This window comes from Chitinilyticum piscinae, from assembly GCF_015223195.1.
GTDB lineage: Bacteria > Pseudomonadota > Gammaproteobacteria > Burkholderiales > Chitinibacteraceae > Chitinilyticum > Chitinilyticum piscinae.
Map to the genome: position 1 here is coordinate 1 of NZ_JADFUA010000006.1, position 17544 is coordinate 17544.

A 17544-nucleotide genomic window follows, 5' to 3' on the forward strand; every position below is an offset into this window, starting at 1 on the left:
GGACGGTGAAACGCCTCAGCGCCGATGATAGTGCAGATTGCCTGTGTGAAAGTAGGACATCGCCAGACTCCCCAAAGAGAAAGCCCCGATCAGCAATGGTCGGGGCTTTTGCTTTATGCGCGGCGGATGGTTGAAATGCCTGAACCTTGCTTGTGGTGCTGTCGTATTGCTCCCATAATCAGTGAATACAATTTCCTGTAAGGGGGCGTCATGTTTGAATCGGCTGAACTGGGGCATTCGATCGACAAGCAGACCTATAAAGCAGAAGAGGGGCTGCTGCGTGAGGCGCTGCTGCGCGTGCAGTACGAATTGAAAGAACGTGGCGATTTTCCTGTGGTCATCATTCTAGGCGGGGTTCCGACCGCGGGGCGTGGCGAAACAGCCAATCTCCTGACAGAGTGGATGGATCCCCGTTACGTTCGTACAGATGCCTTTGGTATTCCCACGGATGAGGAGGCCGACCGGCCGCCCTTCTGGCGCTTCTGGCGAGTGCTTCCGCCAAAGGGGCGGATCGGAGTCTTGTTTGGTGGCTGGTATGCCGAGCCGTTCTGGGCCTGGAATGGCGAGAAAGATGCAGCGAAATACGACCGCCGGATCGAGCGAATCGTACGGCTGGAAAAGATGCTGGCTGATGAAGGCGTGCTGGTTCTCAAGTTCTGGCTGCATCTTTCGCAAGGACAATTGAAGGAACGGCTCAAACGACTCGAGGGTGACAAGAAAACAGCTTGGCGAGTGACGGAAAGTGATAAACAGTTCCTCAAGGATTATGGCAACCAGATCGAGTATTACCGCGATCTCCTGATGCGCACGAATCTTGCCGATGCGCCATGGCGTGTGGTCGAGGCGGCTGATGGCAATTACCGTAACCTGTCTGTCGGCCGGCAGATCCTTGAAACCATGCAGCATCAACTGGCACGTACCAGTGTCAAACAGCGGCGCGTCGATGCGCCACCACTGGTTTCATCGATTGACGGTATTCGCTTGCTGGATCGTCTGCCACTTGATCATGAGCTCGATAAGGATCAATACAAGAAGGAACTGGAGGCGCTGCAGGGGCGTCTGAATGGCCTTTCACGCGATCCGCGCTTTGCGGATCTTGCCATTGTTGCCGTTTTCGAGGGTATGGATGCGGCGGGCAAGGGGGGGAGTATCCGTCGCATTACCGCGGCGCTTGATGCACGCCAATACCGGATAGTGCCGATCGCGGCTCCAACCGAGGAAGAGCGTGCGCAACCCTATCTGTGGCGCTTTTGGCGGCACTTGCCACCGCATGGCCAACTGACAGTTTTTGATCGGTCATGGTATGGGCGTGTGTTGGTCGAGCGCGTGGAGGGCTTTGCAGCGCCTGCCGAATGGATGCGCGCATATAACGAAATCAATGATTTTGAGGCGCAGCTGGATGATGCAAACGTACTGGTGGTCAAATTCTGGCTGGCGATCAGTAACCAGGAGCAGTTGCGTCGCTTCGAGGAGCGCCAGCAGATCGAGTGGAAAAAGTTCAAGATCACGGAGGAGGACTGGCGCAACCGCGAAAAGTGGGAGGATTACATTCAGGCTGCCAGTGACATGATCGAGCGTACCAGTACGCCTTATGCGCCATGGCATATGATCGGTGCCAATAACAAGTACCACGCGCGACTGCAGATTTTGCGACACCTGTGCGACGCCATTGAACAGCGCTATAAGCGCAAGGGCAAGAAAGGCTGAGCATACAGCGCAGGATGCGAGGCTGCGCGCAGGCATGCTTCGCGTTACACTCCAGCCTGACAAAATGGCGTGGCCAGCTAGCAGAGACTGGCTGGAGCGAGGAAAAGAGGAATGGCCGACTGGAGTATCTGGAATGCGCTGGAGGAATGGCGTAGCCGGCGACATGAACTGGATGCGGTGTTTGCCTATGCCGGCATCAATAACAATCTGGAAACACAGGTAAACCGCATCTGTGTCGATCTGAAACGTCAGCCGCCAACCCCTCCGTTGGTGACGGGAGATCCTTCACGGGATGGCGTGGAACTGGCCCGCTACTATGAGGGCTATTATCGCCATTTCGACGACTCGCTGGAGAAGGCTGAAAGCCTCCTGCGCCAGCCTTGGGTGCCCGAGGCTGAGTCTCTTGCTCAGGTTATTCATGCCGAAATCAGTCGATTGCGCGCGAAACTGCGCAGTGAACCCGGGCGCAATCCCGGATTTGCCGAGCTTGAACAACTGCTGCAGCACTACATCCGCCTGGACAGTCCGGGCCATCCGGTGGAGCAAGGCATCTTGCAGGACCGGCGTAATACTCTGATCGATACTGGCGGTTTTCCCTTGCTTGTCCAGCATTCACTGGCAAGCCCTTACAGCGAGCAGATTCCGCCATTGACCAGCGATGCATTCAAAGCCTTGCTAGCGGAAAAGGCCAATACCTATCTCGCTACGCCCTGGCTGCAGACCAGGTTGATAACCGGTTGGTACATCACCTTGGCACTTGATCAGGCGATCAGCCACAAGAAGCGGGATGCTCTGGATGATGCGCGGCTGCGCGCACACCTGAAACGTCGCTGGCCCAGCCTGTCCTTGCTGCTCCCGCATTTTGATCATGCCGATCAAATCTGGTATCTGGCCCTCGTGATCATGTCGCTGTTGGCATTTTTCTCCGAGCACTGGCTGATCGGTGGATTGCTGATGGGGTGGTTATATTTGTCGCTGCTGGCGCACCGCAGGGAGCGCATTTTCATTGAAACCCGCCGCGAGCATCTTGCCGAACGGGCCAAGGCGATGAAAAAAGTGCGGGATCGGTTTGTGCAATCGCAATTGCCCAATGACAAGCTCAGTTTCCTGGTTCGGCAGTTTGACGAACATGGCGAGTATTTCGATCCTTCGATCTTCGAACTGATCAGGTTGTATCAGCTGGAAAGCTGATACTCAGAGAACTCTGCTGCCATCCTCGAAACAGGCAACCTCGCCAGACTGAAATGCAGACCAGCATTCATTATCAGTTAGCGGTAGTGTGGCGATAATTGCCACACGGTCATCCGGGGTGGTGTGGCGGCTGAAGTCGATGCTGACATCGGCGTCTTTCAGGTGGGCTGTACTGAATGGCGCCTGGCGCACCAGATAATGCAGTTGCGTGCTGCAGTGCGTGTAGAGCTGTCGGCCGACTGCCAGCAGGCAGTTGAAGGTGCCATAAGTAGTAAGGCTGCCCGCAATTCGGGCAAACTCGTGCGCGAGCTCGCCATGTGCCGGCTTGGTCGGGAAGCGTTCTGCCAGTTGATCCAGCAACAGGCAGAATGCCTGCTCACTGTCGGTGTTGCCGATGGCCTGAAAGCGCGTGCCATGGTAAGTGAAATCGGCCAGGTTTCCATTGTGCGCGAAGAGCCATTCCTCTCCCCAAAGTTCGCGTCGAAAGGGGTGGGTATTAGCGAGACTGACCTTGCCTTGCGTCGCTTTGCGGATGTGGGCGACCACATTGTGGCTTTTGATCGGGTAGTTGCGGATGAACTCGGCAACGGGAGAGGTCGCCGAGGGCAGGTGGTCAAGGAAGACCCGCCAGCCATCATCCTCGAAAAAACCGATGCCCCAGCCATCGCCGTGCTGATCGGTCTGGCCGCCTCGCCGGCGGAAGCCCTCAAAGGAAAAGGCAATGTCCGTGGGGACATTGCAGTTCATCGCAAGCAACTGACACATCGCTCTTCTCCGTGCAATAAAAAACGCCCGCGGTGAACGGGCGTTTCGGGGGGGGGGGCTGTGGCGATTACTCGGCCATGGCGCCGGCGCCTTGGCTAAAGCCCGCGTCGGCCATGATGACTTCACCGGTCATCGAGGAGGACAGCGGCGAGAGCAGGAAGGCTGCCACATTGCCGACTTCTTCAATGGTAACGTTGCGCTTCAGCGGTGTGCCTTCGGCCGCGCGCTTCAGCAGCTGGCTGAAGTTACCGATGCCGGCGGCAGCCAGCGTCTTGATCGGGCCGGCGGAAATGGCATTCACGCGAATCTGCTGACCGCCCAAGGCCGCAGCCATATAGCGCACATTGGCTTCCAGCGAAGCCTTGGCCAGGCCCATCACGTTGTAATTCGGAATCGCACGGGTGGCGCCAAGATAGGACAGTGCCACCAGCGATGCGCCTTCACGCAGCATCGGGCGGGCGGCTTTCGCCAGGCCGGCAAAACTGTAGGACGAAATGTCGTGAGCGATGCGGAACGCGTCGCGGCTGACGGCATCCAGATAGTCGCCCTTCAGTGCTTCGCGCGGAGCAAAGGCGATCGAGTGCACCAAGCCATCCAGGCCATCCCAGTGTTTGGCCAGCTCGGTGAAGACGGCCTCGATTTGTTCATCGCTGGCTACATCACACGGCAGCACCAGATCGGTGTCGAAACGCTTGGCCAGGTCGGTCACGCGCTGCTTGAGGTCCTCGTTGGCATAAGTGAATGCCAGCGTGGCGCCTTCGCGCTTGCAGGCTTCAGCAATGCCGTAGGCGATCGAGCGGTCGGACAAGAGACCGGTAATCAGGATTTTCTTGTCAGCGAGAAACCCCATGGGTGCAGATCCTTTGATAGTGATGTGAACGGGTGATTATACGCAGCTCAGGGCTGGCTGGCTAACGTGCTGATTAATCGGGCGAGTACGGTAGTGGCTGTTTGACGAGCAGTGGGCCGTCCATGCTGCCCAGGTGCAGCCCTTGCTCGATATGATCGATGCGCGCAACCACCAGTACTTCCCACTCCAGGTTGCCGCTTGGGGCTGCCAGCATGATGGTGCCGGCCGACTGATCGGGTAGTTCGGCGCTGTAGACATGTTGTCCAGCCAGTGGCTCGGTGCCCTTGACGGTGCAGCGATACATTCGGCGCTTGGTTTTGCCCAGATACTGGGTACGCGCCACGATTTCCTGCCCGGGATAGCAGCCCTTGTTGAAGCTGACCCCGCCGACCAGCTCCAGATTGGCCATCTGAGGAACGAACTCTTCGTAGGTTGCCTTGCTTACCCAAGGGGTGCCGCTGCGAATCTGGCTGAGTGCCCAGGAATCCGTTCCTGCGGCGCGTGCGCCGGCGGCGGTCAGCTTTTGCCATTCTGTGGCGAGGAGCGCAAAAGGCATGAACAGATGGAAGACATGTTCGCTCAGGCGCAGTATCGATATACCACCTTGAGTATCTTCCTGTATTCCTTTTTCGATGCGAGCTTTCGGGCTATACGTACTGATGATGAGCTGTTCTGCCTGCGCCCCAATCAGTGCCAGCCCGGCCAGTTCAGTGCTGGCATCGCTGGTGCGCGTCTTGCTGCGCAATATGAACATGCCCAGCCGCTTCTGGATGCTTTCTTGCAGATCGCCATACACCTGCAGCAGATAATCATTGTCGCGCCGAAACACGACAAAGCTGGCCTGCATTCGCCCCTTGGGGGTCGAATAACTGGAAAGCTGGCAATGTGTGCCATCCACTTCGCGGATGTCGCTGGATAACTGCCCCTGCAAGAAGCTTGCACTTTCCTCGCCACTGAAGCGGATAAGGCCGAGATGGGCGAGCGGAATCAGCGCAGCCCCTTGTTCGAGCGGATCGGTCGGGGAGGCGGATTGTTGCGGAAATGTCAGCCGCCCTTCGTTGAGAGTGGCGCCGTGAGCATCAAGAAAAGACTGCCATGCCATCGCTGGGTTTCCTGTGTGGGCAAAGTGAATGCCATCAAGTATAACGCCCCGGATCGGGGCGTTGGGTTTACTGCGGAGCTTCTTCGCCGGGGCTTTGTTCCGGTTTTTCGCTGACACCCGGCCTGGCGGAGCCGCCGGTGCGCAATGATGGGGTGCTCAGGGTACCGCCGAGGCCAATTTGCCCGGAGAGCGCGACTGGCCCGCTGATCAACTGGGCACTCACCTGGCCGGAAAGTTGCTCTCCTTTGATGCTGGCATTGCCGCGAGCGCGGAATTTGCCAGAGTCCAGCCCGAGTGCGCTCAGTGTCATGACGTGGCTGCTGTAGGCGAAATTGCCGGTAAGGGTATTGAATGCGGTCTGGCCTCCATGCTGCAGGGTCATGTCCTGCTGGGCTTTCAACGGCGAAACAAGATCCAGATTGTGCAACTGGCCTTCGCTGATTCGGAAAACGCCTTGAGCGGAGGGAGTATCCATCAGTGCCAGCGCCTGATTGGCCGTCGCGCGGAAGGCGGCCTCCCCGTCGAGCTTGCCGCTGGCATGGGTTACCGGGCTGAACAGACTGAGCAAGGGTTTGGCATTGAGTTGCCGTGCCTGCAGTTGCCCGCTGACGGTCCAATTGCCTTCCCAGCTCAATCTGGCATTGCCGGTGAGGTTGCCGCCGTAGAGTGAAGCCTGGATCGCGTCAATATTGACGCCTTGCGCGTCGGTCTTGCCGGCCAGGCGCAGGCTATCGAAGGTCACCGGGTGACGGAGCGGCAAAGTCCAGGCTCTTGTCGTGAACTCAACCAGAAACTGTCCTTGTTCTGCCGGAGCAATCCGCATCTGACTGCGCCCTTCATCGGCCGAGAGCTGGATTTCTGAAAGCCGGCCATCTTTATAGAACTGCACCTTGCCGTTGAGGGGGCCGATACTGCTTTTGTCGAGATAGACCGTGGTATTGCTGAAGGTAATGCCATCAACGGTCAGTGCGCTGCCTTCGCCGTGCAGTCGCTGTGGGAGCAGCCGGGCAAAATCGCTGGAAAGGTTGGCTGTTTCAATGCGCAATTCACGCAGGGATATGGATTCGTCCAGCAGCATGGCCGGACTAAGCGGGATGGCCAGCGTCTCGATCATTGCCGTTTCGCGATTGTCGATGACGAGCTGCCCCAGAATAAGCTCCGGCATCGGCGCATAGCGGAAACCCACATGCCCGATGGTCGCCTTGCCATGAACGAACCTGCTGACATGCCGTTCGATCTGCGGGGCAAAGAAATTCAAAGGAAGCAGCAAAGGTGCTGCGGCCAGTAGTGCAGCGAGAATGATGAGTGCAATCAGTGATTTGTTGATTATTTTCATTGCAGTTACGCGCTGTTCGCCAAAATTAATGCCGCTTTGGTGTTGACAGGAAAAAAACGGGTGACTATTATAGCGCCCATACCGATTCCCCGATAGCTCAGTCGGTAGAGCAACGGACTGTTAATCCGTGTGTCCCTGGTTCGAGCCCAGGTCGGGGAGCCAAAGAATACAAGGGGCTGGCCCCTAAAGCCAGCCCTTTTTATTCCCCGATAGCTCAGTCGGTAGAGCAACGGACTGTTAATCCGTGTGTCCCTGGTTCGAGCCCAGGTCGGGGAGCCAAATCCAAAGCCAGTTCAGCAATGAACTGGCTTTTTTGTTTTGGCATTGCTGCGATTTAGCACACCACCTGTGGCTCGGCTATGCTGCAGCGTCGGGGCGGGCTATGCTGGTTTGCCACCCACGGCCTGGCCCTTTTCCGGTTTGGAGCAAGCAATGTCCGAAAGCGAAGTGCACGAATCTTCTCCTGTCTCCTTTATGCAGCGTTACCGCTTGCACCTCATTGGCGGTGGGGCGTTCCTCCTGGTCATCATTGCCCTGCTTGCCGGTATCGCCGCAGGGATGGCCAAGCGCAATTTCGAGAAGCAGTTCTATCTGGATCAGATTGAAAAACTCAAGATTGCATTGGAGAAGTCTGGCGAGAAATACCATGAGCTGGATGCCGAGCTGGCGGAGACCAAGGTGCAGTTGCGCGCCAAGAAAGATCACGTCGAAGAGCTGGAATACAAGGTCGAGTCACTGGAAAAGCGTCTCAAGGGAGTCGGGACTGCTCCCGAGGCGGCCCGCGGCGTGGAATCATCTGGTGTCGCCGCTCCGGCGCCGGCGGTACAGGGGGCGGCACTGCCACGCCTGTCCGGTGATTGCACCGTGAAATCCGGCGGTGCCACAGGGTCCTCTGCCTTGCAGGATTGTCTGCGACCGGGGGCTAGCGGCAAAGCTGCGCCAGCAGAGCCTGCGCATGGGGCTGAGAAGGGGGTAGAGGCCGCCAAGCCGGCCGAAAAGCCAGCCAAGTCACATTGATTGATCCCCTGCGGGTTGCGGTCAATGCCGCGTGCATGCCGCAACCGCAATTCATTCGGCAACTCGGATTCGGTGCAGCCGTGTCAGTGCATGACGGGTATCAGCATATCCTGATTTTTTCGTAGTTGTTCCATTGTGACTACATCCGCTTTATGATTGTGTGCCGCCTATCGGCCGGCATAAAAAACAATCAGGAAGATGGAGAGTATCGTGAGGAAAACAACGCGCATTACGGCACTGCTGGTGTCTTTGCTGGTGAGCTCGGCACTCTGGGCCGCTGACTGGCAGGAAGGCTCTACCTACACAGCCGGCACGGTAGTCACTTATAGTGGCAAAACCTATCAGGCTCTGGTTACGCACACAGCCTATGTCGGAGCCAACTGGAATCCGGCAGCTACGCCGACCCTGTGGAAAGAAGTAACCGGAGGGGCCGCCACTCCGACGCCGACAGCGACGCCAGCCCCGACCGCGACCCCGGTACCGACGGCTACTCCGACACCGGTGGCCACCCCGACCGCCACGCCGACCCCGGTGAGCACAAGCTGCTACCAGGCCTGGAGTTCGTCAACCGCCTACAATGGCGGCGTCCGTGTCACGTTCAACGGCCGCAACTACGAATCCAAGTGGTGGACTCAGGGTGATGATCCGACCAAGTCCGGCGAGTGGGGCGTATGGAAGGATCTGGGCGCTTGCGGTTCGGCAACCCCGACCCCGACGGCAACCCCGACTCCGACGGCTACTCCGACTCCGACGGCAACCCCGACTCCGACGGCAACCCCGACTCCGACGGCAACCCCGACGGCTACTCCGACTCCGACGGCCACTCCGACTCCGACCGTTACGCCGACCCCGGTTGTTGGCGATCTGCCCAAGCATGCGCTGATCGGCTACTGGCACAACTTCACCAACCCGTCAGGCGATACCATCCGCCTGCGCGACGTATCGGATGACTGGGATGTCATCATGATCTCCTTTGCCGACGATGCCGGTAACGGTGCGGTTGCCTTCAACCTCGACAAGAATGCCGGTACCGAAGCCGAATTCATCGCCGATGTGGCCGCCAAGCGCGCCAAGGGCAAGAAGGTCGTGCTGTCGCTGGGCGGCCAGGAAGGCCGCATGACCCTGTCGACCAAGGAAAACGTCACCAACTTCGTCAACAGCCTGTACGCCATCATCACCAAGTACGGTTTTGACGGTATCGATCTGGATCTGGAAAGCGGAGCCGGCGTAACGCTCGGCTCGAACATCATCCCGAACCTGGTTGATGCCGTGAAGCAGCTGAAAGCCAAGGTTGGCCCGACCTTCTACCTGTCGATGGCGCCGGAGCACCCGTATGTACAGGGTGGTTATGTTGCGTACTCCGGCATCTGGGGTGCCTATCTGCCGATCATTGATGGCCTGCGCAACGATCTGAACGTGATCCACGTGCAGTACTACAACAACGGCGGCCTCTACAGCCCGTATTCCAACAGCGCGCTGAACGAAGGCACTGTGGATGGTCTGGTTGGCGGTTCGCTGATGCTGATCGAAGGCTTCAAGACCGTTGGCGGCACTGGCTGGGAATTCAAGGGTCTGCGTCCTGACCAGGTGGCATTCGGTGTGCCGAGTGGTTCGAAGTCGGCCAATACCGGCTTTGTGACCAGTACCACGGTCAATAATGCGCTGACTTGCCTGACCCAGCTGAAGAACTGCGGCACCGTGAAGCCCTCGCAGGCCTATCCGACCTACCGCGGCGTGATGACCTGGTCGATCAACTGGGATCGTTACGACGGCTACAACTTCTCCAAGCCTGCCAAGGCTTCGTTGAACGCCCTGCCGTAACCCGGCGACGCTCCAGCAAAAAGCCCGCGCTTGTCGCGGGTTTTTTGTTGCATGACAAACCGTTTACACGCTGAAACGGCCGGTGCTGCTGCATAGGGTGGCAACGTGCTAGACTTCGCAACTGATTTTGACCTCGGCAGGGCGCTGCTCTGCCTTTCAAACCGGATGGAGCACAGGATGACTGCCTCGATTTTTGCCGCCGTGGAAATGGCGCCGCGCGACCCGATCCTGGGTCTGAATGAAGCCTATAACGCCGATACCCGCACAACCAAAGTGAACCTGGGTGTTGGCGTTTATTACAACGACGAAGGCAAGATTCCGCTGCTGGCCGCCGTGAAAGCGGCCGAACAAGCTCGTCTGGCTGCTCAGCCGCCGCGCGGCTACCAGGCCATCGAAGGCAACCCGGCGTACAACAGCGGCGTACAGAACCTGCTGTTCGGTGCGGGCAGCGACATCATCGCGGAAGGCCGCGTGATCACCGCCCAGGCACTGGGTGGTACCGGTGCGCTGAAGATCGGTGCCGATTTCCTGCAGCGCCTGAATCCGAACGCCACCGTTTACATCAGCAACCCGAGCTGGGAAAACCACCGTGCGCTGTTCGAAGCCGCCGGCTTCAAGGTGGAAGATTATCCCTACTACGACGCATCCACTCGCGGCGTTGATTTTGCTTCTATGCGCGCCAAGCTGCTGAGCCTGCAACCGGGTTCCGTCATCGTGCTGCACGCCTGCTGTCACAACCCGACCGGCGCCGACATGACGGATGCGCAGTGGGGCGAAGTGGTTGAAGCCTGCCGCGAGCGCGGTCTGGTGCCGTTCCTCGACATGGCGTACCAGGGCTTTGCCGACGGCATCGCCGAAGACTCGGTGGCTGTGAATGCCTTTGCCGCTTCCGGTCTGCAGTTCTTCATTTCCAGCTCCTTCTCCAAGAGCTTCTCGCTGTATGGCGAACGAGTGGGTGCACTGTCCATCATCACTGCCAGCAAGGAAGAATCCGGCCGCGTGCTGTCGCAACTGAAGCGCGTGATCCGCACCAACTACTCCAACCCGCCGATTCACGGTGGTGCCGTGGTTGCGGCAGTGCTGGGCAGCGCCGAGTTGCGCGCACAGTGGGAAGACGAACTGGCCGGCATGCGCGTGCGCATCCGCGAAATGCGTTCTGGTCTGGTGGCCAAGCTGCAAGAGCGTGGCGTGGCGCAGGATTTCAGCTTCGTGATCCAGCAACGCGGCATGTTCTCCTACACCGGCCTGACCGCCGAGCAGGTGGAAAAGCTGCGCGCCGAGTATGGCATCTATGCCGTCTCGACCGGTCGTATCTGCCTGGCTGCCCTGAACAGCAAGAACATCGACTACGTCGCTGATTCGATTGCCAAGGTGCTGTAATCGCCGGGCATCCGCCTGACAGCAAAAAGCCCCGCATCGCGGGGCTTTTTGCTGGGTATTGCCATGTAGCCTATTCATGTAAAGGGCTGTGGCTGTATACCCTTATTTCGATGCCTTGACTTCGCGATCGTTCAGCGGCTGCACCGGACGGGCGTTCATCGGGAAAATCTTCTTGAAGGCATTCAGCTGCGCACGCGACAGCGTCACCGGCTCTTTCAGCACCTGCCAGCGTACCCCTTCGGTACATGGCGGGGTGGTCAGCGAGCCACTGAAGGCGTAATAACCGAAGTTTTCCGGCAGCAGGTCGAAGGCGTTGAACTGCAGATCCAGCTCCTGCTTGCCCTCCTTGCGCGGCAGATCCTTCCAGAACGACTTCAGCGCGGCATTTTCGGCGCCCACCTTGAACAGTACTGCCACGACGGCGAGCTGTCCCTGGTCATTCTTGTGCACCAGATGCGCGACCATGTCGGCGGGTTTGCCATTGATCTGCTCTTCGCTGGGGGTGTGGAAGTGGAACTGCAGCAGTTCATACACATCCTCGCCGATGCGGATGCGGCTGCCCGGGGCAATGTTCAGCTGCACGGTGTGGCCGTTGTTGACCAGTTGCACGCCTGAGGGCTGGTACTGGAAAGTCAGTGCCGGCAGATCGGCCGGCGTTGCCGCAGCGGTACGGATATTGATCGGCGATTGCGCCTTGCCCATCTGGCATTCACCTTCCCAGTGTTTCGGGCCATGCTGGCCGTGATAGCCCCAGTGGGCGCCTTCGGCCAAGGCACCTCCGGCCAGCAGCAGGGCAACGAGGGGCAGGGTATGCACTATTTTCATCGCTTGACTCCTTGTTGTTGTGACCGGGTAGCCTAATCACGTTCAGCGAAAGGGCGGTGGTTTTTTATGGGTATCTTGTTGCAGATCAATTGTTACATGGCTTGTGGTTGTATACCCGTGGTTATGCCTCTGGCTTGGCCGGTGCTGGCGCACGCAGGGGTTCGGGAACGATCTTTTCCTGCTCCGGATCGGCGATGTAGTGCGGCGACATGATCTGCACGCCGTAATGGTTGAAGGTATCCTGCACCTTGCCATTCAGTTCATTGATGATTTCGAACTTGCGGCGTGGTTCATCGACCGCAATCCGCAGCTGGTATTCGACATACCAGTCCGACAGAGCAGTCTGGTACACCACCGGACGCGGTGTGCGGCGGATGCCCCGGGTGGCATGGGCGGCTTCCAGCAGCATGGCTTCGACCTGGCGCCACGGCGTGTCGTAGCCGATGGTGACGCTGATGGTGGTAATTACACCGCCACCCGAGGCCAGCCGGGAGAAATTCTTCACGTTCTGTCCCACCAGGCCGGCATTGGGAATGCTGATTTCCTCGCGCAGGTTGGTGTGGATTTTGGTGGCAAACAGGCCGATCTGCACGACCGTTCCCTCGACCTCGCCGATCTGCACGTATTCACCGACCTTCAGTGCGCGCGAGTAGATGATGATCATGCCCGAGGCAAACTGCCCGACGATCCCGGATGCTCCCAGCGACACCATCAGACCGACCATTACGGATAGCCCCTTGAAGGCTTCGGTGTCGGCGCCGGGCAGGTAGGGGTAGATCATTGCAAAGGCAAACAGCCATACCACGAATGACAGCAGCCGGCGGGTTGTGGATGCCGTATCGCGGTCGAACATGCCCAGATGGAGTTCGCCCCGCTCGACCCTACCGAAGACGAAATGGATGAAGCGGGAAATGTAACGCGCAACCAGCAGAATAAAGCACGCGATCAGCAGATTCGGAATGGCATTGAGCATCGCCATCAGTGCGTGTTCGAGGAAGCCGAACAGGGCGCTGTTGAGCTCCTCGCTCCACGCCCGGGTGTAGGGAATTTCGTACAGCACCACCGACAGCCAGCTATGCAGCCCGACCAGCCCGATCAGGGTGACAATGCTGTTGACCACCATCCGCAGCATGGTGGCTAGCGAGCGCACGTTGGTGCCGGTGTATTTGCCGGTACTGCGGGCGATCGGCCGGGCGATATAGCGGCGGGTGCGCACCAGCGTCCAGCGGCGAGCCTTGCTCAGCCCCTTCAGCAGCAGGACAAACACGAGTGTGGCAAGCAGGCTGATCGCGATGGAGCGTGCCAGTTCTTTCGGGTCGCTCAGTGCCAGTTGGTCCTGGCGGATTTCTTCCAGTGCGGCCAGTGCATCCTTGGTGCGTTGCTCCAGGGTTTCATTGGCCAGGGTGTCAACGTCCGCATCGCGCAGATAAAAAGCCAGCTTGCCATCCAGCTTGATGGCAATGCCCAGCTCGCTCGGTTCGCTGGTGAACTTGCCATGCGGGCGTTCGGCCAGCAGGCGCTGGATGCGCAGCTCGGCGGAATTGGCGCGGTCCTGGGCCGTATAGCCGCCGATACCGGTGCGGAATGTGGTGACCACGCGATTGAAGACTTTGGCTGCATGGGCCTCCTCGCTGGCCGAGGCTGTGGCCGAAGCCGCCGCGGCGTTCGCGCCGCCCGCGTCCGTGGTTGCAGCCTGGGCTAGGCCACAGCCCAGCAGGAAGAAAAAAACAATTTGGGTGAGTGTTTGTTTCATGCAAGAACTCCGCCGGGATTCACGCAATCATAGCGCAAGACAGTGGCGGCGCGGTGTGGCAGTCGGCAAGGTATAATCATGGCTTGCTCATATCAGCTCAGGAAGTACGATGCGGCAGATTCTGCTGGATACCGAAACAACCGGTCTGCGCGTGGAAGACGGCAACCGCATTCTGGAAATTGCGGCGGTCGAGATGATCAACCGCAAGCTCTCCGCCCCCGAGCGGCATTTCCACATGTACATCAATCCGGAGCGCGACTCGGAAGAGGGCGCGCTGAACGTGCACGGGCTGACGACCGAATTTCTGGCCGACAAGCCGAAATTTGCCGATATCGCCCGGCAGTTCCTCGATTTTGTCGCCGGTGCCGAGATCATCATCCACAACGCGCCCTTTGACGTAGGCTACCTCGATATGGAGCTTGGCCGGCTGGGGCTGGGCAAATTCCGTGATCACGTCGCCAATGTGATCGACACGCTGGCGATGGCCAAGGAATTCTTCCCCGGCAAGCGCAACAACCTCGATGCACTGTGTGACCGTTATGAAATCGACCGCAGCAACCGGGTGCTGCACGGCGCGCTGATCGACTGCGAGCTGCTGGCTGAAGTCTATCTGGCGATGACGCGCGGGCAGGACAGCCTGCTGATCGACTTTGCCGGTGGCGATGATGCCGCCGGCGGTGCTGGCGGGCGCCGCCAGCGCAGCGGCAGCCTGCGCATTGATGCGCCTTCTGCGGAGGAGCTTGCCGCGCATCAGGCCTATCTCGACGAGCTGGACAAGATCGTCAAGGGCAGTTGCCTGTGGCGGACGCTGGAGCCGAAATCGGACACCGTAGAGTCCGCCGCATGAGCGCCGCCGAGCTGATCGCCGCTGCCCATGAGGCCTGGAATGCGGGGCAGTACGCTGAGACCGAACGTTGTTTTTTGGCGGCGCTGGCGTTGGCGCCCGATGTGACGACCACCCATTTCGATCTCGGCTTGTTTTACAAATACGAAGCCCGCTGGGCGGATTCGTTGCGGCATAGCCTGCGGGCCGCCGAGCTGGATGCCGGGAATGAGGGGGCCTGGTGGAATGCCGGAATTGCGGCTACCGCCCTGCAGGATTGGTCCACTGCGGCTCGTGCCTGGCAGGCGTTCGGGATTGCCATGCCCCTGGATACGCTACCACCGGATCTGCAGCTGGGCCTGGTGCCAATCCGGATTACCATCGGCGAGCGGGCCGAAGTGGTCTGGGCGCAGCGCCTTGACCCGGCGCGGGCGCGCATCATCAATATCCCTTTTCCAGAAAGCCACGCGCACTTTGCCGACATCGTGTTGCATGACGGTGCTCCGAATGGCTACCGCGAACTGGATGGGCAGCAAGTGCCCGTCTTTGACGCGCTGGCAGTGTGGGAGGAATCCGGGCTCAGAACCTTTGTGCTCGACTGTCTTGCCGACAGTCCTGCGCCCTTGCAGATGCTGGGGCAGCTGGCGCATGAGCGCGGCCGGCGTGCGCAGGACTGGACGCAAAGCGTACGTTACCTGTGCAAGGCGTGTGATGAAGGCACCCCGCACGAACACCACGATCAAAATCTGGATCCCGGCTGGCAGCAGGAGCGCGAAGTGGCCGTGGCGGCTCGTGATGCCGCCGAACTTAACCAGTTGCTGGACGCGTGGCAGGCGGCATGTCCTGCCGTGGTCGTGCGCGATATTTATGAAGCCGTGGCGGAAGACGCTGCCGAAGGGGAGCAAACCCGATGAGTGTGTGTATGAATACCTCCGAGCTTAAAACTGCCGCGCATGCCGCGTGGGACGAGGACAACGAGCAGGACGCCGAGGCGCTGTTCAAGCAGGCGCTGGCCATTGACGGCCAGGACCCGCAGACGCTGTTCGATTTGGCGCTGCTGTACAAATTCCAGGATCGCTGGGCCGAGGCGCTCGATTTCAACCGCAAGGTCGTTGCGATCAAGCCCGACGACACGGCCGCGTGGTGGAATCTCGGCATCGCCGCGACGGCACTGTCCGACTGGACCAGTGCCGCCCAGGCCTGGCAGGTCTTTGACATCACGCTGCCGCTGGAAAGTCTGCCGCCGGCCCTGCCGGCCGCAGCGGCGGCAGTACGGGTGCGCAACGGCAAGCAGATCGACGTCCTGCTGGGCGAACGCCTTGATCCGGCGCGCGTGCGCGTGACGCAGGTGCCTCTGCCCGATTGCGGCGTACGCTACGGCGATATCCTGCTTAACGACGGACTGGGCAACGGGGTGGTGACCCATCAGGGCATCGAGTTGCCGGTGCGCGAAGTGCTGAGCACCTGGGCGGTGTCAAACCATGCCACCTATGTGCTGGAAGCGGTTGTTGAATCGAAGGCGCAGCTTGATACCCTGGTCGAGCTGGCTGCAAGGGCTGGCCTGCCGCTGCAGGACTGGGGAGGCAAGGTGCGCTATGTGCTGCCCACCGAAGGCAAGCACGCACCGGCGGAGCCCGAGTGGCAGAAGGTGCGCGAAATCGGCATCGCCGCGGAGGACGACCAGCCGGTGGCCGATCTGCTGGATGCCTGGCTGGCTGCCTGCCCCGAGGTCGACATTCGCGAGGTCTATGTGGCGCTGACGCCGGATGACGCCGGCGAGGCCCACGCATGAGGGCGCTGGCGCTGCTGCCGGCTGCCGGTTCCGGCAGCCGCATGAATTCGGCCACACCCAAGCAGTATCTGGATCTGAATGGCCAGCCGCTGATCTGGCATACGCTGGCGGCGCTGCACGCCGTTCCCGAGCTGGATCGCATCGTGGTGGTGATTTCCCGCGAGGACGAGTGGTGGGATGGGTCCGACTGGTCGGCGTTCACGCGCCTGACCGTGCTGCGCTGTGGTGGTGCGAGCCGTGCGCTGTCGGTGCTCAACGGGCTGCTGGCGCTGCACGATGCGGGCGAGCCGGCTGACGACTGGGTGCTGGTGCACGATGCCGCACGACCCTGCCTGGACCCGGCATTGGTGTCGGACATGATTGCCAGGCTGGGGGATCACCCGGTCGGCGGGATTCTGGCGGTGCCTGTGGCTGATACCCTCAAGCTGGCTGGCGAAAAGCAGGCGATTGCCCGGACCCACCCGCGCGACGGCCTGTGGCAGGCGCAAACTCCCCAGATGTTCCGTCTGGGGCCGCTGGCAGATTGCCTGCGCGCCGGCATGGGGCCGGACATTACCGACGAGGCGAGTGCGCTGGAAAAGGCTGGCTATACGCCGCAACTGGTGATGGGCAGCCCGTGGAATCTGAAAGTGACCTACCCGCAAGACCTGCAGCTTGCCAGCCTGATTCTGGCGGCGCATGCCGAACGGAGCGCGCATGGCTGAGGTGCTGGCGCTGCCCGAAGGCAGCAAGGCCGAGCGCTATGCCGCGTTGCTGCCGCAACTCGCGAGCCTTCTGGCGGGCGAGCGCGATCTGATTGCCTGCATGGCCAATGCCGCATCGGTGCTGGCGACAACCTTTGGCTGGCACTGGGTCGGTTTCTATCGCGTGGCCGGGGATGAACTTATTCTTGGCCCCTTCGCCGGCCCGCTGGCGTGCACGCGCATTGCCTTCGGGCGCGGGGTCTGCGGTAGCGCCTGGGCGCAAAACGCCACGCAGCGGGTGTCCGATGTCGATGCCTTTCCCGGTCACATTGCCTGTTCCAGCCTGAGCCGCAGCGAAATCGTCGTTCCCGTGCGCAATGCGGCCGGCGAGGTGATCGCGGTGCTGGATGTCGATGCCAGTGAACTGGCGGCGTTTGATGAGATTGATCAACAGTATCTGGAGCAGCTGGCCGGGCTGTTCAGCAACAAGGAGTAAGGC

At 59.9% G+C, this 17544-nt stretch carries 16 protein-coding genes and 2 tRNA genes; 12 read left to right on the top strand and 6 right to left on the bottom strand.

Annotated features, from left to right (window positions below):
• Positions 1-210: 210 nt before the first annotated feature.
• Positions 211-1707: a polyphosphate:AMP phosphotransferase gene (gene pap / locus INR99_RS10945; RefSeq protein WP_194116390.1), complete on the top strand. Its 1497-nt coding sequence runs from the start codon at positions 211-213 to the stop codon at positions 1705-1707.
• A gap of 111 nt (positions 1708-1818) precedes the next feature.
• Positions 1819-2898, top strand: coding sequence for a hypothetical protein (locus tag INR99_RS10950; RefSeq protein ID WP_194116391.1), 1080 nt, complete (start codon positions 1819-1821; stop codon positions 2896-2898).
• Between the two features lie 3 nt (positions 2899-2901).
• Here the strand turns inward: INR99_RS10950 and INR99_RS10955 are convergent, their stop codons facing one another.
• The 4 genes from INR99_RS10955 to INR99_RS10970 form a co-directional block, all read right to left on the bottom strand.
• Positions 2902-3663 carry a class II glutamine amidotransferase gene (locus tag INR99_RS10955; protein WP_194116392.1) on the bottom strand — a complete coding sequence of 254 codons (762 nt, stop codon included), beginning with the start codon at positions 3661-3663 and terminating at the stop codon, positions 2902-2904.
• Positions 3664-3730: 67 nt separating this feature from the next.
• Positions 3731-4513, bottom strand: coding sequence for an enoyl-ACP reductase FabI (locus tag INR99_RS10960; RefSeq protein WP_194116393.1), 783 nt, complete (start codon positions 4511-4513; stop codon positions 3731-3733).
• Between the two features lie 73 nt (positions 4514-4586).
• A complete protein-coding gene (ygfZ, locus tag INR99_RS10965; protein ID WP_194116394.1) occupies positions 4587-5615 on the bottom strand; it encodes a CAF17-like 4Fe-4S cluster assembly/insertion protein YgfZ in 1029 nt (342 codons plus the stop codon).
• 67 nt (positions 5616-5682) lie between these two features.
• A complete protein-coding gene (locus INR99_RS10970; protein ID WP_194116395.1) occupies positions 5683-6951 on the bottom strand; it encodes an AsmA family protein in 1269 nt (422 codons plus the stop codon).
• A gap of 86 nt (positions 6952-7037) precedes the next feature.
• Here INR99_RS10970 and INR99_RS10975 point away from each other — a divergent pair.
• The 5 genes from INR99_RS10975 (at position 7038) to INR99_RS10995 (ending at position 11169) form a co-directional block, all read left to right on the top strand.
• Positions 7038-7113: transfer RNA gene (locus INR99_RS10975), tRNA-Asn, on the top strand.
• 41 nt (positions 7114-7154) lie between these two features.
• Positions 7155-7230, top strand: a tRNA-Asn gene (locus tag INR99_RS10980).
• 153 nt (positions 7231-7383) lie between these two features.
• On the top strand, positions 7384-7968 hold the full coding sequence (locus INR99_RS10985; protein WP_194116396.1) for a hypothetical protein: 585 nt from the start codon (positions 7384-7386) through the stop codon (positions 7966-7968).
• Between the two features lie 198 nt (positions 7969-8166).
• Positions 8167-9789 (top strand): chitinase, encoded by a 1623-nt coding sequence (locus INR99_RS10990; protein WP_194116397.1) that lies wholly within the window; start codon positions 8167-8169, stop codon positions 9787-9789.
• Positions 9790-9966: 177 nt separating this feature from the next.
• A complete protein-coding gene (locus tag INR99_RS10995; RefSeq protein ID WP_194116398.1) occupies positions 9967-11169 on the top strand; it encodes an amino acid aminotransferase in 1203 nt (400 codons plus the stop codon).
• Between the two features lie 102 nt (positions 11170-11271).
• Here INR99_RS10995 and INR99_RS11000 read toward each other — a convergent pair whose 3' ends face one another.
• Together INR99_RS11000 and INR99_RS11005 are read right to left on the bottom strand one after the other, a co-directional pair.
• Positions 11272-11994, bottom strand: a complete 723-nt coding sequence (locus INR99_RS11000; RefSeq protein ID WP_194116399.1) for a carbonic anhydrase — start codon at positions 11992-11994, stop codon at positions 11272-11274.
• A gap of 121 nt (positions 11995-12115) precedes the next feature.
• A complete protein-coding gene (locus tag INR99_RS11005) occupies positions 12116-13747 on the bottom strand; it encodes a mechanosensitive ion channel family protein (RefSeq protein ID WP_194116400.1) in 1632 nt (543 codons plus the stop codon).
• Between the two features lie 109 nt (positions 13748-13856).
• Between INR99_RS11005 and dnaQ the strand changes: the two genes are divergently transcribed.
• From dnaQ to msrC, 5 genes are read left to right on the top strand one after another with little or no spacing between them, the layout of a single operon-like run.
• Positions 13857-14594: a DNA polymerase III subunit epsilon gene (gene dnaQ, locus INR99_RS11010; RefSeq protein ID WP_194116401.1), complete on the top strand. Its 738-nt coding sequence runs from the start codon at positions 13857-13859 to the stop codon at positions 14592-14594.
• The gene (locus tag INR99_RS11015; RefSeq protein WP_194116402.1) at positions 14591-15484 is read left to right on the top strand and encodes a tetratricopeptide repeat protein; all 894 of its coding nucleotides are present in this window, start codon (positions 14591-14593) and stop codon (positions 15482-15484) included. The genes dnaQ and INR99_RS11015 overlap by 4 nt, the downstream gene beginning before the upstream one ends.
• Positions 15481-16362 carry a tetratricopeptide repeat protein gene (locus INR99_RS11020; RefSeq protein WP_194116403.1) on the top strand — a complete coding sequence of 294 codons (882 nt, stop codon included), beginning with the start codon at positions 15481-15483 and terminating at the stop codon, positions 16360-16362. The genes INR99_RS11015 and INR99_RS11020 overlap by 4 nt, the downstream gene beginning before the upstream one ends.
• Positions 16359-17066: a 2-C-methyl-D-erythritol 4-phosphate cytidylyltransferase gene (gene ispD, locus INR99_RS11025; protein ID WP_194116404.1), complete on the top strand. Its 708-nt coding sequence runs from the start codon at positions 16359-16361 to the stop codon at positions 17064-17066. Before INR99_RS11020 ends, ispD begins: the two co-directional genes overlap by 4 nt.
• Complete coding sequence (gene msrC / locus INR99_RS11030; RefSeq protein WP_194116405.1) at positions 17059-17541, top strand: free L-methionine (R)-S-oxide reductase MsrC; 483 nt, start codon at positions 17059-17061, stop codon at positions 17539-17541. Before ispD ends, msrC begins: the two co-directional genes overlap by 8 nt.
• Positions 17542-17544: the final 3 nt, after the last annotated feature.

Bases quoted from the DNA above. Each gene is read 5' to 3' on its own strand.
- pap (WP_194116390.1), top strand. From the start codon at position 211: ATGTTTGAATCGGCTGAACTGGGGCATTCGATCGACAAGCAGACCTAT.
- INR99_RS10950 (WP_194116391.1), top strand. From the start codon at position 1,819: ATGGCCGACTGGAGTATCTGGAATGCGCTGGAGGAATGGCGTAGCCGG.
- INR99_RS10955 (WP_194116392.1), bottom strand. From the start codon at position 3,663: ATGTGTCAGTTGCTTGCGATGAACTGCAATGTCCCCACGGACATTGCC.
- INR99_RS10960 (WP_194116393.1), bottom strand. From the start codon at position 4,513: ATGGGGTTTCTCGCTGACAAGAAAATCCTGATTACCGGTCTCTTGTCC.
- ygfZ (WP_194116394.1), bottom strand. From the start codon at position 5,615: ATGGCATGGCAGTCTTTTCTTGATGCTCACGGCGCCACTCTCAACGAA.
- INR99_RS10970 (WP_194116395.1), bottom strand. From the start codon at position 6,951: ATGAAAATAATCAACAAATCACTGATTGCACTCATCATTCTCGCTGCA.
- INR99_RS10985 (WP_194116396.1), top strand. From the start codon at position 7,384: ATGTCCGAAAGCGAAGTGCACGAATCTTCTCCTGTCTCCTTTATGCAG.
- INR99_RS10990 (WP_194116397.1), top strand. From the start codon at position 8,167: ATGGAGAGTATCGTGAGGAAAACAACGCGCATTACGGCACTGCTGGTG.
- INR99_RS10995 (WP_194116398.1), top strand. From the start codon at position 9,967: ATGACTGCCTCGATTTTTGCCGCCGTGGAAATGGCGCCGCGCGACCCG.
- INR99_RS11000 (WP_194116399.1), bottom strand. From the start codon at position 11,994: ATGAAAATAGTGCATACCCTGCCCCTCGTTGCCCTGCTGCTGGCCGGA.
- INR99_RS11005 (WP_194116400.1), bottom strand. From the start codon at position 13,747: ATGAAACAAACACTCACCCAAATTGTTTTTTTCTTCCTGCTGGGCTGT.
- dnaQ (WP_194116401.1), top strand. From the start codon at position 13,857: ATGCGGCAGATTCTGCTGGATACCGAAACAACCGGTCTGCGCGTGGAA.
- INR99_RS11015 (WP_194116402.1), top strand. From the start codon at position 14,591: ATGAGCGCCGCCGAGCTGATCGCCGCTGCCCATGAGGCCTGGAATGCG.
- INR99_RS11020 (WP_194116403.1), top strand. From the start codon at position 15,481: ATGAGTGTGTGTATGAATACCTCCGAGCTTAAAACTGCCGCGCATGCC.
- ispD (WP_194116404.1), top strand. From the start codon at position 16,359: ATGAGGGCGCTGGCGCTGCTGCCGGCTGCCGGTTCCGGCAGCCGCATG.
- msrC (WP_194116405.1), top strand. From the start codon at position 17,059: ATGGCTGAGGTGCTGGCGCTGCCCGAAGGCAGCAAGGCCGAGCGCTAT.